General features: G+C 65.5%; 12 protein-coding genes, 1 tRNA gene and 1 pseudogene. All 14 read left to right on the plus strand.

Annotation, left to right across the window (positions count from 1 at the left end):
- Positions 1-99: pseudogene (locus ACESMN_RS11425) on the plus strand (elongation factor Tu); the annotation flags it as partial.
- Between the two features lie 90 nt (positions 100-189).
- A tRNA-Trp gene (locus ACESMN_RS11430) sits at positions 190-265 on the plus strand.
- Between the two features lie 36 nt (positions 266-301).
- Entirely contained in the window at positions 302-670 is a 369-nt protein-coding gene (secE, locus tag ACESMN_RS11435; protein WP_373053729.1) for a preprotein translocase subunit SecE, read from the plus strand.
- 13 nt (positions 671-683) lie between these two features.
- On the plus strand, positions 684-1,217 hold the full coding sequence (gene nusG, locus ACESMN_RS11440) for a transcription termination/antitermination protein NusG (protein ID WP_373053730.1): 534 nt from the start codon (positions 684-686) through the stop codon (positions 1,215-1,217).
- 67 nt (positions 1,218-1,284) lie between these two features.
- Positions 1,285-1,716: a 50S ribosomal protein L11 gene (rplK, locus tag ACESMN_RS11445; protein ID WP_373053731.1), complete on the plus strand. Its 432-nt coding sequence runs from the start codon at positions 1,285-1,287 to the stop codon at positions 1,714-1,716.
- Between the two features lies 1 nt (position 1,717).
- Entirely contained in the window at positions 1,718-2,413 is a 696-nt protein-coding gene (rplA, locus tag ACESMN_RS11450) for a 50S ribosomal protein L1 (RefSeq protein WP_373053732.1), read from the plus strand.
- Between the two features lie 217 nt (positions 2,414-2,630).
- Entirely contained in the window at positions 2,631-3,155 is a 525-nt protein-coding gene (gene rplJ, locus ACESMN_RS11455; RefSeq protein WP_373053739.1) for a 50S ribosomal protein L10, read from the plus strand.
- 44 nt (positions 3,156-3,199) lie between these two features.
- Positions 3,200-3,580 (plus strand): 50S ribosomal protein L7/L12, encoded by a 381-nt coding sequence (gene rplL, locus ACESMN_RS11460; protein ID WP_373053733.1) that lies wholly within the window; start codon positions 3,200-3,202, stop codon positions 3,578-3,580.
- Between the two features lie 128 nt (positions 3,581-3,708).
- Positions 3,709-7,785 (plus strand): DNA-directed RNA polymerase subunit beta, encoded by a 4,077-nt coding sequence (gene rpoB, locus ACESMN_RS11465; protein ID WP_373053734.1) that lies wholly within the window; start codon positions 3,709-3,711, stop codon positions 7,783-7,785.
- Between the two features lie 67 nt (positions 7,786-7,852).
- Positions 7,853-12,070 (plus strand): DNA-directed RNA polymerase subunit beta', encoded by a 4,218-nt coding sequence (rpoC, locus tag ACESMN_RS11470; RefSeq protein WP_373053735.1) that lies wholly within the window; start codon positions 7,853-7,855, stop codon positions 12,068-12,070.
- A 109-nt stretch (positions 12,071-12,179) separates the two neighbouring features.
- On the plus strand, positions 12,180-12,557 hold the full coding sequence (rpsL, locus tag ACESMN_RS11475) for a 30S ribosomal protein S12 (protein ID WP_373053736.1): 378 nt from the start codon (positions 12,180-12,182) through the stop codon (positions 12,555-12,557).
- A gap of 24 nt (positions 12,558-12,581) precedes the next feature.
- Positions 12,582-13,049, plus strand: coding sequence for a 30S ribosomal protein S7 (gene rpsG / locus ACESMN_RS11480; RefSeq protein WP_373053737.1), 468 nt, complete (start codon positions 12,582-12,584; stop codon positions 13,047-13,049).
- A 19-nt stretch (positions 13,050-13,068) separates the two neighbouring features.
- Entirely contained in the window at positions 13,069-15,165 is a 2,097-nt protein-coding gene (gene fusA / locus ACESMN_RS11485) for an elongation factor G (RefSeq protein WP_373053738.1), read from the plus strand.
- Between the two features lie 44 nt (positions 15,166-15,209).
- Positions 15,210-15,309: GTP-binding protein (locus tag ACESMN_RS11490; protein ID WP_373053740.1), on the plus strand; the 100-nt coding region annotated here is incomplete at its 3' end.

Below are 15,309 nucleotides of genomic sequence, written 5' to 3' on the forward strand. Positions count from 1 at the left end.
CTGATCAGTCCGATCGCGATGGAGGACGGTCTGCGCTTCGCGATTCGCGAGGGCGGCCGCACCGTCGGCGCCGGCGTCGTCTCCAAGATCATCGAGTGATACACTATCCGGTGATACACTCCTGAGACCATGTCACCGCGGGGGGCGGCTGTTGCCGTCTCCCGCGTTACTTTTAGGAAGTACAGCCACAGGCCAGTAGCTCAATTGGCAGAGCAGCGGTCTCCAAAACCGCAGGTTGGGGGTTCGAGTCCCTCCTGGCCTGCCACCTTCCCAGTGGCAGCGGGCTTCAGGTGATTATTTCATGAGTGAACGTACGGAACAGACTGGAGGCGGGCTTGACACGGTCAAGCTCTTCGCGGCGATCGCGCTGCTGATCGCGGGCGTGATGGGTTTCTACTACTTCGCGGCCGAATCCATGCTGGTACGGGTGCTCGGCCTGCTCGCCATCGTCGGCGTCGCCGTCGGTGTCGCGATGACGACCTCCAAGGGCCGCCAGCTCGCCGGCTTCATGGGCAACGCGCGCACGGAAGTCCGCAAGATGGTCTGGCCGACCCGGGTCGAGACCACTCAGACCACACTGATCGTGATCGGTGTGGTGATCCTGGTCGGGATCTTTCTCTGGTTGCTCGACACGCTGCTGGGATGGATTATCCGGCAGTTCATTGGTTGACCGGAGGACGGGCATGGCACTGCGCTGGTATGTGGTTCAGGCCTTTTCGGGCTTCGAGGGACAGGTAAAGCGATCCCTCGAGGAGCGGATCGAGCGCTACGGGATGCAGGATCACTTTGGAGAGATCCTGGTGCCCACGGAAGAGGTCGTCGAGATGAAGGACGGCCAGAAGCGGAAGAGCGAGCGCAAGTTCTTCCCCGGCTATGTGCTGGTGCAGATGGACCTGAATGACGAGGCCTGGCACCTGGTCAAGGCGGTGCCGCGTGTTCTCGGCTTCATCGGCGGCTCGGCGGACAGGCCCGCGCCGATCAGCGACAAGGAGGCGGACGCGATCCTGCAGCGCATGCAGGAGGGCGCGGAGAAACCGAGGCCGAAGGTACTGTTCGAGGTCGGCGAGATGGTGCGCGTCGTGGAAGGCCCGTTCAATGACTTCAGTGGCGTGGTTGAAGAGGTCAACTACGACAAGAGCCGCCTGCTGGTGGCCGTCCAGATTTTCGGGCGCTCGACGCCCGTGGAACTCGAGTTCCATCAAGTCGAGAAATCCTGACGCGGCACCGGCCGCGTGTTGAACCGGTTCGGGGAGCCGCGAGGCGCCTGCACCCGAAGGAGAGGAAATGGCCAAGAAGATTACCGCATACATCAAGCTGCAGGTCCCGGCCGGCAAGGCCAACCCGAGCCCGCCCGTGGGTCCGGCACTGGGCCAGCGGGGCGTCAACATCATGGAATTCTGCAAGGCCTTCAACGCGGCCACGCAGAGCATGGAGCCGGGGCTCCCGATTCCGGTGGTGATCACCGTCTACGCGGACCGCAGTTTCACCTTTGTCACCAAGACGCCACCGGCGTCGGTGCTCCTGAAGAAGGCCGCCGGAGTCACCAGCGGGTCGGGCACGCCGAACACCAAGAAGGTGGGTACCGTCACCCGCGACCAGCTCGAGGAGATCGCGCGGGCGAAGGAGCCCGACCTGACCGCGGCCGACCTGGATTCCGCGGTGCGCACCATTGCCGGAAGCGCCCGCAGCATGGGCCTGCAAGTGGAGGGTCTCTGAGATGGCGAAGATCTCGAAGCGTGCCCGCGCGATCCGCGAAAAGGTCCGTCCGGGCGAGACCTATCCCGCCGCCGAGGCCTTCGACCTGTTGCGCGACCTGTCCGCGGTGAAGTTCCGCGAGTCGGTGGATGCATCGGTGAACCTCGGTGTCGATCCGCGCAAGTCGGACCAGGTGGTGCGGGGCTCCACGGTGCTGCCCAACGGAACCGGCAAGACCGTGCGGGTGGCGGTGTTCACGCAGGGAGCGAATGCCGACGCGGCCCGGGAGGCCGGAGCCGATGTGGTCGGCATGGAGGACCTCGCGGAGCAGGTCCGGGCCGGAGAGCTGAACTTCGACGTGGTGGTCGCGTCGCCGGACGCGATGCGCGTGGTGGGTCAGCTTGGCCAGATCCTCGGTCCGCGCGGACTGATGCCGAACCCCAAGGTCGGCACCGTGACCCCGGACGTCGCCACCGCGGTGAAGAACGCGAAGGGCGGTCAGGTCCGCTACCGCACCGACAAGGCCGGCATCATCCACTGCTCGATCGGCGCGATCGACTTTGCCAGCGACGCGCTGACCGAGAACCTGAACGCGCTGCTGGCCGACCTGATGAAGCTGAAGCCGTCCACGTCCAAGGGTGTGTACGTCCGGCGCGTCACGGTCTCGTCCACGATGGGTCCGGGCCTGCCGGTGGATCCGGCGACCCTGAAGCTCTGAAGTACCTTGATTTGGGTAGGACGCCGCCATCCGGCGGCGGACCGTCCAAGACCGCAGGCGCGGCAAGCCGCTTAAAAACCCAGCCTGCGCAGATGGTGTCAGCCCGATTCAGGAATGTCCTGCGGCGGGAAGCACCAGGAAGCCCCGGGGGCAGTCGACCCGGTCTGCAACGGTCGCCGGACACCGGCGATCACAATGGAGGAAAGACAACGTGGCTATGAATCTCGACGACAAGAAGGTGGTTGTCTCGGAAGTGGCCGCGGTTGCCGCCTCGGCGCATTCCGCCGTTGCAGCGGAATATCGAGGTCTGTCGGTAGCCCAGATGACCGAACTGCGCAGTCAGGCGCGGTCTTCCGGGGTCTACCTGCGGGTCGTGAAGAATACCCTGGCCCGGCGCGCGGTCGAGGGAACCGACTTCGAGTGCATGCAGGAGGGCTTCGTCGGCCCGCTGCTGCTGGCATTCAGCGAGGAGGATCCCGGTGCGGCCGCGCGGCTGATGAAGGGCTTCGCGAAGACCCACGACAGGCTGCAGGTCAAGCTGGTCTCCTTCGGGGGTCAACTGCTGGGCGTGGCCGATCTCGATCGGCTCGCCGAGCTGCCCACCCGCGACGAGGCCATCAGTCAGCTGATGGCCGTGATGAGGGCACCGCTCGACAAGTTCGCCCGCACCCTCAACGAGGTACCGGGCAAGATGGTGCGCACCGTGGCAGCGATCCGTGATCAAAAGCAGGCAGCCGCCTGAAACATTCCTGAATAGACGGGCGGTAGCCCACTAGGAGAATCAAGATGGCAGTTTCGAAAGAGGAAATCCTGGAAACGATCGGCAACATGACCGTGCTCGAGATCGTTGACCTGATCAGCGCGATGGAAGAGAAGTTCGGTGTGTCCGCAGCCGCCGCGGTGGCCGCTGCGCCGGCCGCCGCCGCCGGCGGTGAAGCCGAGGCGGAGGAGGCCAAGGACGAGTTCAACGTCGTGATGAGCAGCTTCGGCTCCAACAAGGTTGGCGTGATCAAGGTCGTGCGGGCGTTGACCGGTCTGGGCCTGAAGGAGGCCAAGGACATGGTCGAGGGCGTGCCGGCGACCGTGAAGGAATCGGCGACCAAGGACGAGGCCGAGAAGATGAAGAAGGAACTGGAAGAGGCCGGTGCTACGGTCGAGTTGAAGTAAGGCGTTTCTGTCAGTTGTTTCGTGAGCTAGCACGGAACCCCGGGGCTGGCGGGCGGAAGTCCGTCAGTCCCGGCCCGTGGTGGCGTGGCCGCGCCACCCGATTACCCCAGTTGCTGTCGAGGTAACCCATGGCCCTCAGTTATACCGAAAAAAAGCGAATCCGCAAGGATTTCGGCAAACGCCCCCAGATTCTCGGCGTCCCCTACCTGCTGGAAACGCAGCTTGCGTCCTACCGGAACTTCCTGCAGGCCGACCTCGCTGCCGAACAGCGCGAGGCGACGGGGCTGCATGCGGCGTTTCAGTCGGTGTTTCCGATCGTCAGCTATTCCGGACACGTGCAGCTGCAATACGTCTCCTATCGGCTGGGCGAACCCCTGTTCGACGTGAAGGAGTGCCAGATCCGCGGCGTGACCTACGCGGCGCCACTGCGGGTGATGCTGCGCCTGGTGATCCACGACAAGGAGGCCCCGGCGGGTACCACCGTGGTGAAGGAGGTCAAGGAGCAGGAGGTCTACATGGGCGAACTGCCCCTGATGACCGAGAACGGGACCTTCGTGATCAACGGGACCGAGCGGGTGATCGTGTCCCAGCTGCACCGGTCTCCCGGCGTGTTCTTCGACCATGACAAGGGCAAGACCCACAGTTCCCAGAAGCTGCTGTTCAACGCGCGCATCATCCCCTATCGCGGTTCCTGGCTGGACTTCGAGTTCGATGCGAAGGACGCGGTGTTCGTGCGCATCGACCGTCGCCGCAAGCTGCCGGCGACCGTGCTGCTGCGCGCGCTGGGCATGGATACCGAGGAGATCCTCGCGACCTTCTTCGACTTCAGCGCGGTTCGCCTGCTGGACAGCGGCGCCGAGCTGGAACTGATCCCCGACCGCCTGCGGGGCGAGAACGCGGCCGTGGACATCGCTGACGGCGATCGCGTGATCGTCGAGGCCGGCCGCCGCATCACGCCGCGGCACATCCGCGAGATCGAGAAGGCCGGCATCACCTCCCTGACCGTGCCCGACGACTACCTCGTCGGTCGCACGCTCGCCCGCGGCATCGTCGACGAGGAGACCGGCGAGGTGATCGCGGAGGCCAACGCGGTGATCGCCGAGCCCCTGCTGGACAAGCTGCGCGACGTGGGTGTGGTGACCTTCGACATCATCTACACCAACGACTACGACCGCGGCCCGTTCATGTCGGACACGCTGCGTCTCGATCAGACCCGCACCCAGCTGGAGGCGCAGGTCGAGATCTACCGCGTGATGCGCCCCGGCGAGCCGCCGACCAAGGATGCCGCCGAGAACCTGTTCGGCAACCTGTTCTTCTCCGAGGACCGCTACGACCTCTCGGCCGTCGGCCGGATGAAATTCAATCGCCGGGTCGGACGCGACACCGACGAGGGTCCCGGCGTGCTCTCGCCCGACGACATCCTCGCGGTGCTGAAGGTGTTGATCGACCTGCGCAACGGGATCGGCAGCACCGACGACATCGACCACCTGGGCAACCGCCGTATCCGCAGCGTCGGCGAGATGGCGGAGAACCAGTTCCGCCTCGGCCTCGTCCGCGTGGAGCGGGCGGTGAAGGAGCGCCTGACCGTCGCCGAGAGCGAGGGTCTGATGCCGCAGGAACTGATCAACGCGAAGCCGGTGGCCGCGGCCGTGAAGGAATTCTTCGGGTCCTCGCAGCTGTCGCAGTTCATGGATCAGAACAACCCGCTGTCCGAGGTGACCCACAAGCGGCGCATCTCGGCCCTCGGGCCGGGCGGCCTGACCCGCGAGCGCGCCGGCTTCGAGGTGCGCGACGTGCACCCGACCCACTACGGCCGCGTCTGCCCGATCGAGACGCCGGAAGGTCCGAACATCGGCCTGATCAACTCGCTGGCGGTCTATGCCCGCGCCAATCGCTACGGCTTCCTGGAGACCCCGTACCGCAAGGTCGAGGACGGCAGGGTCAGCGACGAGATCGTCTACCTCTCGGCGATCGAGGAGAGTCAGTACGTGATCGCGCAGGCGAACGCCGCGATGGACGAGGACGGCCGGCTGACCGACGACCTCGTCTCCTGCCGCCACCAGAACGAGTTCACGATCTCGACCCCGGACAAGATCGAGTTCATGGACGTGTCTCCGAAGCAGATCGTGTCGGTGGCCGCGGCGCTGGTGCCGTTCCTGGAGCACGACGATGCCAACCGGGCGCTGATGGGCTCCAACATGCAGCGCCAGGCGGTGCCCTGCCTGCGGGCGGAGAAGCCGCTGGTCGGAACCGGCATCGAGCGCACCGTTGCGATCGACTCCGGCTCCTCCATCGTCGCCACCCGCGGCGGGGCGGTCGATTCCGTGGACGCCGCGCGCATCGTGGTGCGCGTGAACGACGACGAGACCGCTGCGGGCGAACCGGGCGTGGACATCTACAACCTGACCAAGTACGCGCGGTCCAACCAGAACACCTGCATCAACCAGCGGCCGCTGGTGAAGGTCGGCGACGTGATCGCCCGCGGCGACGTCCTCGCGGACGGCTCCTCCACCGACATGGGGGAACTCGCACTGGGCCAGAACATGATGGTCGCCTTCATGCCCTGGAACGGCTACAACTTCGAGGACTCGATCCTGATCTCCGAGCGCGTGGTGCAGGACGACCGCTTCACGACGATCCACATCGAGGAGCTGAACTGCGTCGCCCGCGACACCAAGCTGGGCCAGGAAGAGATCACCGCGGACATCCCGAATGTCTCCGAATCCCTGCTCGCGAAGCTGGACGAGTCCGGTATCGTCTACGTGGGTGCCGAGGTCCGTCCCGGGGACATCCTGGTCGGCAAGGTCACGCCCAAGGGCGAGACCCAGCTGACCCCGGAGGAGAAGCTGCTGCGCGCGATCTTCGGCGAGAAGGCCTCCGACGTGAAGGACACCTCGCTGCGCGTGTCTTCCGGCATCGAGGGCACGGTGATCGATGTGCGCGTGTTCACGCGGGATGGCGTGGAGAAGGATGCCCGCGCCCGGTCGATCGAGGAATCGGACCTCGCCGGCGTGCGCAAGGACCTGCGCGACCAGCAGCGCATCTACGAGGAGGACATCTACGCCCGCGTCGAGCGTCTGCTGTTGAACAAGGTCGCGGCCGGCGGCCCGGAAGGGCTCGGTGACGGTTCCAAGGTCACGAAGAAGTACCTGTCGGGAGTGTCGCGGGACCACTGGTTCGAGATCCGGCTGCGCGACGATGACGTGAATGCGCAGCTCGAGGACCTCGGTCGTCAGCTGAAGGAGCAGGCAGAGGCCTTCGAACGCCGTTTCGAGCACAAGAAGGCCAAGCTGGCCGCGGGCGACGACCTGCCGCCCGGTGTGCAGAAGATGGTGAAGGTCTACGTCGCGGTGAAGCGGCGCATGCAGCCCGGCGACAAGATGGCGGGGCGCCACGGCAACAAGGGCGTGATCTCGATGATCGTGCCGGAGGAGGACATGCCCTTCCTGGAGGATGGGTCGCCGGTCGATGTCGTGCTGAACCCGCTCGGCGTGCCGTCGCGGATGAACGTCGGGCAGGTGCTCGAGGTGCATCTGGGCTGGGCGGCCAAGGGACTGGGGCAGAAGATCGCGCGCATGCTGGATGCGCAGGTCGAGATCCATCGGCTGCGCGGACTGCTGGAGCAGATCTACGGCCAGGGCGAGCGCAAGGTCGACGTCGGCTCGCTGACGGATGCCGAGGTCCTGGCGCTGTGCGGCAACCTGCGCGCGGGCGTGCCGATGGCCACCCCGGTCTTCGACGGTGCCAACGAGGACGAGATCAAGGCCCTGCTGCGCCTGGCGGACCTGCCGGAGACCGGACAGGCGACCCTGTTCGACGGGCGTACCGGCGATACCTTCGACCGTCCGGTGACTGTCGGCTACATGCACATGCTGAAGCTCAACCACCTGGTCGACGACAAGATGCACGCGCGCTCCACCGGTCCGTACTCGCTGGTGACCCAGCAGCCGCTGGGCGGCAAGGCCCAGTTCGGCGGCCAGCGCTTCGGCGAGATGGAGGTCTGGGCGCTGGAGGCCTACGGCGCCGCCTATACGCTCCAGGAGATGCTGACAGTGAAGGCGGATGACGTGCAGGGGCGCAACAAGATGTACAAGAACATCGTCGACGGCGAGCACTTCATGGAGGCGAACGTGCCGGAGTCCTTCAACGTGCTGATGAAGGAGATCCGCGCGCTGGGAATCAACATCGAGCTGGAACAGGATTGATCTGCCAGCAGACGCACATTCCGGGGTGCAGTGGCACCCCGGCAAGACCTTTTTGCGAGGCAAGCGAATGAAAGACCTCCTCAATCTGTTCAAGCAGCAGACACAGCCGGAAGAGTTTGACGCGATCCGGATCGGTCTGGCCTCGCCCGACCAGATCCGCACGTGGTCCTACGGCGAGGTGAAGAAGCCGGAGACCATCAATTACCGCACCTTCAAGCCCGAGCGTGACGGCCTGTTCTGCGCAAAGATCTTCGGGCCGGTGAAGGACTACGAGTGCCTTTGCGGCAAGTACAAGCGACTGAAGCACCGCGGTGTGGTCTGCGAGAAGTGCGGCGTCGAGGTGACCCAGACCAAGGTCCGGCGCGAGCGCATGGGTCACATCGACCTCGCTTCGCCGGTCGCGCACATCTGGTTCCTGAAGAGCCTGCCCTCGCGCATCGGCCTGTTGCTGGACATGACCCTGAAGGACATCGAGAAGGTGCTCTACTTCGAGTCCTTCATCGTCGTCGATCCGGGCTTCACCACCCTCGAACGCGGCAAGCTGCTGTCCGACGAGGAGTACCTCGAGGCCATCGAGGAACACGGCGACGAGTTCACCGCGCTGATGGGCGCGGAGGCCGTGCTGGAGCTGCTGAAGAACATCGATCTGCAGACCGAAGCGGCGCGCCTGCGCGATGAACTCGCGGAGACCGGCTCCGAGACCAAGATCAAGCGGCTGGGCAAGCGGTTGAAGCTGGTCGAGTCCTTCCTTGATTCCGGCAACCGCCCGGAGTGGATGATCATGTCGGTGCTGCCGGTGCTGCCGCCGGATCTGCGGCCGCTGGTGCCGCTGGACGGCGGACGCTTCGCGACCTCCGACCTCAACGACCTCTACCGGCGGGTGATCAACCGCAACAACCGCCTGCGCCGGCTGCTCGAACTGAGTGCGCCGGACATCATCGTGCGCAACGAGAAGCGCATGCTGCAGGAGTCCGTGGATGCGCTGCTCGACAACGGCCGCCGCGGCCGTGCGATCACGGGCACCAACAAGCGGCCGCTGAAGTCTCTGGCGGACATGATCAAGGGCAAGCAGGGACGCTTCCGCCAGAACCTGCTCGGCAAGCGCGTGGACTACTCCGGCCGGTCGGTGATCGTGGTCGGCCCGACGCTGCGCCTGCATCAGTGCGGTCTCCCCAAGCGCATGGCCCTGGAGCTGTTCAAGCCCTTCATCTTCGGCAAGCTGCAGCGCCGCGGACTGGCCACCACCATCAAGGCGGCGAAGAAGGCCGTGGAGAAGGAGGGACCGGAGGTCTGGGACATCCTCGAGGAGGTGATCCGCGAGCACCCGGTGCTGCTGAACCGCGCGCCGACCCTGCACCGTCTGGGCATCCAGGGCTTCGAGCCGGTGTTGATCGAGGGCAAGGCGATCCAGTTGCACCCGCTGGTCTGTGCGGCGTTCAACGCGGACTTCGACGGCGACCAGATGGCGGTGCACGTGCCCCTGTCGCTGGAGGCTCAGCTCGAGGCGCGCACCCTGATGATGTCCTCGAACAATGTCCTCTCGCCGGCGAACGGCGAGCCGATCATCGTGCCCTCCCAGGACATCGTGCTCGGCCTGTATTACCTGTCCCGATCCCGGGTCAACGCCCGCGGCGAGGGCATGGTCTTTGCCGACGTCGATGAGGTCCACCGCGCCTACGAGAACGGACTCGTGGAACTGCACGCGCAGATCAGCGTGCGCATCGTTGACCAGGATGCCGAGGCGGAGGAGGGCCCCGAGCCGAAGCGCCGCCGGGTCGACACCACGGTCGGCCGGGCCATCCTCTCGGGCATCCTGCCCGTGGGCCTGCCGTTTCGCCTGATCGACCGCGAGCTGAGCAAGAAGGCGATCTCGCAGCTGATCAACGCCTGCTACCGCCGCCTGGGCCTGAAGGACACCGTGGTGTTCGCGGACCAGCTGATGTACATGGGCTTCCGTTTCTCGACCCGCGCCGGCGTCTCGTTCTGTGCCGATGACATGGTGATCCCGGACGAGAAGGCGGGCATCCTGGAGGAGGCGGAAGAGCAGGTGAAGGAGATCGAGGAACAGTACGGCTCCGGCCTGGTGACCAAGGGCGAACGCTACAACAAGGTCGTCGACATCTGGTCGCACTGCAACGATCAGGTGGCGAAGGCGATGATGGAGCACCTGGGCAAGGAAGAGGTCGTGGACCGCGAGGGCGCGACCGTTTCGCAGCCCTCGTTCAACTCCATCTTCATGATGGCCGATTCCGGGGCCCGCGGTTCCGCTGCGCAGATCCGGCAGCTGGCCGGCATGCGCGGCCTGATGGCGAAGCCGGACGGCTCCATCATCGAGACGCCGATCACCGCGAACTTCCGCGAAGGCCTGAACGTCCTGCAGTACTTCATCTCCACGCACGGGGCGCGCAAGGGCCTGGCGGACACGGCGCTGAAGACCGCGAACTCGGGCTACCTCACCCGGCGGCTGGTGGACGTGTCGCAGGACGTGGTCGTCACCGAGGACGATTGCGGTACCGAGCAGGGACTGCTGATGAAGCCGATCATCGAGGGCGGCGACGTGGTCGAACCCCTGCACGAGCGCGTGCTGGGCCGTACCGTGGCCCGGGACGTGCTGCGTCCGGGCAGCAGCGAGGTGCTGGTCCCGGCCGGCGAACTGCTGGACGAGCGGCTGGTGGACCTGCTCGATACCAGTGGCGTCGACGAGATCCACGTGCGCTCGGCGATCACCTGCGAGACCCGTCAGGGCATCTGCGCGAAGTGCTACGGACGCGACCTCGCGCGCGGGCACCTGGTGAACATCGGCGAGGCGGTCGGCGTGATCGCGGCCCAGTCGATCGGCGAGCCGGGCACCCAGCTGACGATGCGCACCTTCCACATCGGCGGGGCCGCCAGCCGGGCGGTGACGGTCAGCGCGATCCAGGTGAAGAACGCCGGGCAGATCCGGCTGCACAACATCAAGACGGTCACGAACAAGCACGGGAACCTGGTCGCGGTGTCGCGCTCCGGCGAACTGGGCGTAATCGACGAGGCCGGGCGCGAGCGCGAGCGCTACAAGGTGCCCTACGGGGCCACCATCAGCGTGAACGAGGGCGACTCGGTCGCTGCCGGACAGGAAGTGGCGCTCTGGGACCCCCACACCCATCCGATCATCACCGAGGTGGCCGGACAGGTGCAGCTGGTCGATTTCGTCGAGAACGTCACGGTGAGCAAGGAGACCGACGAGTTCACCGGTCTGTCCTCAAACGTGGTGATGGACTTCAAGAGCCGCAGCACCGCCGGACGGGATCTGCGCCCGACGGTGCGCCTGCTGGACGAGGAGGGCAACGATCTGTTCATTCCCGGCACCGACATGCCGGCCCAGTACGTGCTGCCGGCGGGATCCATCTTCAACCTGGAGGACAGCGCCCGGGTGGAGGTGGGCGACGTGATCGCGCGTCTGCCGCTGGAGTCCTCGAAGACCCGTGACATCACGGGTGGTCTGCCCCGGGTGGCCGACCTGTTCGAGGCGCGCAGGCCGAAGGACGCGGCGGTGCTGGCGGAGATCTCCGGCACCATCTCGTTCGGAAAGGAGACCAAGGGCAAGCAGCGCGTCGTGATCACGCCGGACAGCGGGGATCCGCAGGAGACCCTGATCCCGAAGTACCGCACCGTGAACGTCTTCGAGGGCGAGCGCGTGGAGCGGGGCGAGGTGATCGTCGACGGCGAGCTGGATCCACACGACATCCTGCGCCTGAGGGGTGCGACGGTGCTGGCCGAGTACCACGTGCAGGAGATCCAGGACGTCTACCGGCTGCAGGGCGTGAAGATCAACGACAAGCACATCGAGGTGATCCTCCGGCAGATGATCCGGAAGGTCACGATCACCGACCCGGGCGATACCCGCCTGCTGTCCGGCGATCAGCTCGATCGTGCCCGTGTGATGGAGGAAAACGAGAAGCTGGAGGCGGATCAGCGTCCGGCAACGTACCAGCGCGTGCTTCTCGGCATCACCAAGGCCTCGCTGGTCACCGAGTCCTTCATCTCCGCCGCCTCCTTCCAGGAGACCACCCGGGTGCTGACCGAGGCCTCGACCCGCGGCGCCCGCGACGAGCTGCGCGGTCTGAAGGAGAACGTGATCGTCGGACGCCTGATCCCCGCCGGCAGTGGCCTGGCCTACCACAGGGAGCGCCGGCGCAAGCGGTTGCGCGAGCTGCCAAGCTTCGACGTGGTGCCCGGCGAGGATGTCGAGTCCGAGAGCACGGCCCTCCCGGAGGGCGACGGCCAGGCCGGAGAAGGCACGGAATAACGGCGACTTACCTTGACAGTGGTGGGGGCGGTCCTTAAAATTCCGCTCCCTCGGCAGGCCGGTCGTGGTATCGGCCTGTCGTTATTTTTCGGCTAGGAGAAAGTGTTGCATGGCCACGATCAACCAGTTGGTGCGCAAGCCGCGCAAGCGTAAGGTGGAGAAGAGTGCGGTGCCTGCGCTGCAGGGTTCACCGCAGAAGCGGGGTGTCTGCACGCGTGTCTACACCACCACCCCAAAGAAGCCGAACTCCGCCCTGCGCAAGGTCGCGCGCGTGCGCCTGACCAACGGTTACGAGGTCAGCAGCTACATCGGCGGCGAAGGTCACAACCTGCAGGAGCACTCGGTGGTCCTGATTCGCGGCGGCCGTGTGAAGGACCTGCCGGGCGTGCGGTATCACACCGTGCGCGGCAGTCTCGACACCCAGGGCGTGCAGAAGCGCACCCAGGGCCGCTCGAAATACGGTGCGAAGCGCCCGAAGAAGACCTAATTCCGTCGGTTCAGGAAGACAACCATGTCCAGAAGATCAGAGGCTCCGAAGCGCCAGATTCTCCCCGACCCGAAGTTCGGCAGCGAGCGCCTGGCCAAATTCATCAACACCGTGATGCGCGACGGCAAGAAGTCGGTTGCCGAGGGCGTCATCTACGGCGCGCTCGATCAGATCGAGAGCAAGCGCGGCGACGGTATGGGCGTGCTCGACAAGGCGCTCGAGAACGTTCGCCCGCGGGTGGAGGTGAAGTCCCGGCGCGTCGGCGGCGCCACCTATCAGGTGCCGGTGGAGGTGCGCAGCGTGCGCCAGGATGCACTGGCCATGCGCTGGCTGGTCGACGCGGCGCGCAAGCGGGGCGAGCGTTCCATGTCCCTGAAGCTCGCGGGCGAGTTGATGGATGCGTCCGACAGCAAGGGCTCCGCTGTCAAGAAGCGGGAAGACACCCATCGCATGGCGGAGGCGAACAAGGCGTTCGCACACTTCCGCTGGTAAGCAACGAGAGAGGTTGACAGTGGCACGCAAGACCCCCATCAGGCGCTACCGCAATATCGGTATCAGCGCGCACATCGACGCCGGCAAGACCACCACGACCGAGCGGGTCCTGTTCTACACCGGGATTTCGCACAAGATCGGCGAGGTGCACGACGGTGCAGCGGCGATGGACTGGATGGAGCAGGAGCAGGAGCGGGGCATCACCATCACCTCTGCGGCCACTACCTGTTTCTGGTCGGGCATGAGCCAGCAGTTCCCCGAGCACCGGGTCAACATCATCGACACGCCTGGGCACGTGGACTTCACCATCGAGGTGGAGCGTTCGATGCGGGTGCTCGACGGGGCCTGCATGGTGTACTGCGCGGTCGGCGGCGTGCAGCCGCAGTCCGAGACCGTCTGGCGCCAGGCCACCAAGTACGCCGTCCCCCGTCTCGCCTTCGTCAACAAGATGGACCGCGCCGGCGCGGACTTCCTCCGCGTCTACGAGCAGATGCGCGAGCGCCTGAACGCGAACCCGGTGCCGATCCAGCTTCCGATCGGGTCCGAAGAGAACTTCAAGGGCGTGATCGACCTCGTGAAGATGAAGGCCGTCTACTGGAACGAGGAGGACCGGGGCGCGACCTTCGAGTACCGCGAGATCCCCGCCGAGCTCCAGGACGAGGCCGCGAAGTGGCGCGAGAACATGGTCGAGGCCGCGGCCGAGGCCAACGAGGAACTGATGGAGAAGTACCTCGAGGGGGGCGAACTCAGCGAGGAAGAGATCAAGGTCGGCCTGCGCCAGCGCACGATCGAGCTGGAGATCTTCCCGATGCTGTGCGGCAGCGCGTTCAAGAACAAGGGCGTGCAGGCGATGCTCGACGCGGTGATCGAGTACCTCCCCTCGCCGGAAGAGGTCAGGGCGATCAAGGGTGTGAAGGCGGGCACGGACGAGGTGGTCGAGCGCCGTGCGGACGACGAGGAGCCGTTTGCGGCGCTGGCGTTCAAGATCATGACCGACCCCTTCGTCGGCAGCCTGACCTTCGTGCGCGTGTATTCCGGCGTACTGTCCGCGGGCGACACCGTGCTGAACACGCAGAACGGCAACCGGGAACGCATCGGCCGCATTCTGCAGATGCATGCGAACAACCGGGAAGAGATCAAGGAACTGCGGGCGGGCGACATCGGTGCCTGCGTGGGCCTGAAGGACATCTTCACCGGCACCACCCTGTGCGCGGTCAACTCGCCGGTGGAGCTCGAACGAATGGAGTTCCCCGAGCCGGTGATTTCGATCGCCGTCGAGCCGAAGACGAAGAGCGACCAGGAAAAGATGGGCCTGGCGCTGAACAAGCTGGCCCAGGAGGACCCCTCGTTCCGCGTGCGGACCGACGAGGAGTCCGGTCAGACCATCATCTCCGGCATGGGTGAGCTCCACCTCGAGATCATCGTCGATCGCCTGCGCCGGGAGTTCAAGGTCGAGGCGAACATCGGCCAGCCGCAGGTCGCCTATCGGGAGACCGTGCGCAAGACCGTGGAGCAGGAAGGCAAGTTCGTGCGCCAGTCGGGCGGGCGCGGCCAGTATGGCCACGTGTGGATCCGGATCGAGCCGCAGGAGTCGGGCACCGGCTACGCCTTCGAGAACGCGATCGTCGGCGGTGTGGTGCCGAAGGACTACATCCCGGCCGTGAACAAGGGGATCCAGGAGCAGACCGCGAACGGCGTGCTGGCGGGATTCCCGGTGGTGGATGTGAAGGTCACCCTGTTCGACGGCTCCTACCACGACGTCGACTCCTCGGAGATGGCCTTCAAGATCGCCGGATCCATGGCCTTCAAGGAGGGCGCGCTGAAGGCGGGTGCGGTGCTCCTGGAGCCGATGATGAAGGTCGAGGTCGAGACCCCGGAAGACTACATGGGCGATGTGATGGGCGACCTGAACCGCCGCCGGGGACTGATCCAGGGCATGGAGGACGTGGCGGGCCAGAAGCTGCTGCGGGCGGAGGTGCCGCTGTCCGAGATGTTCGGCTACTCCACCGCGCTGCGCTCGATGTCCCAGGGTCGCGCGACCTATTCGATGGAATTCCAGAAATACGCCGAGGCCCCGGCGAATGTCGCCGAGGCGGTCATCAAGAAGGCGTCCTGATCGCCACCTCAGCCACCCGATAACCAGTTCAAGAGGTTCGAGTCGTGTCCAAGGAAAAGTTTGAGCGTAAGAAGACGCATGTGAATGTGGGAACGATTGGTCACGTGGACCACGGGAAGACGACGCTGACGGCGGCGTTGACGG

The organism is Thioalkalivibrio sp. (assembly GCF_041690275.1).
In the GTDB taxonomy this organism is placed as follows: Bacteria; Pseudomonadota; Gammaproteobacteria; order Ectothiorhodospirales; family Ectothiorhodospiraceae; genus Thioalkalivibrio.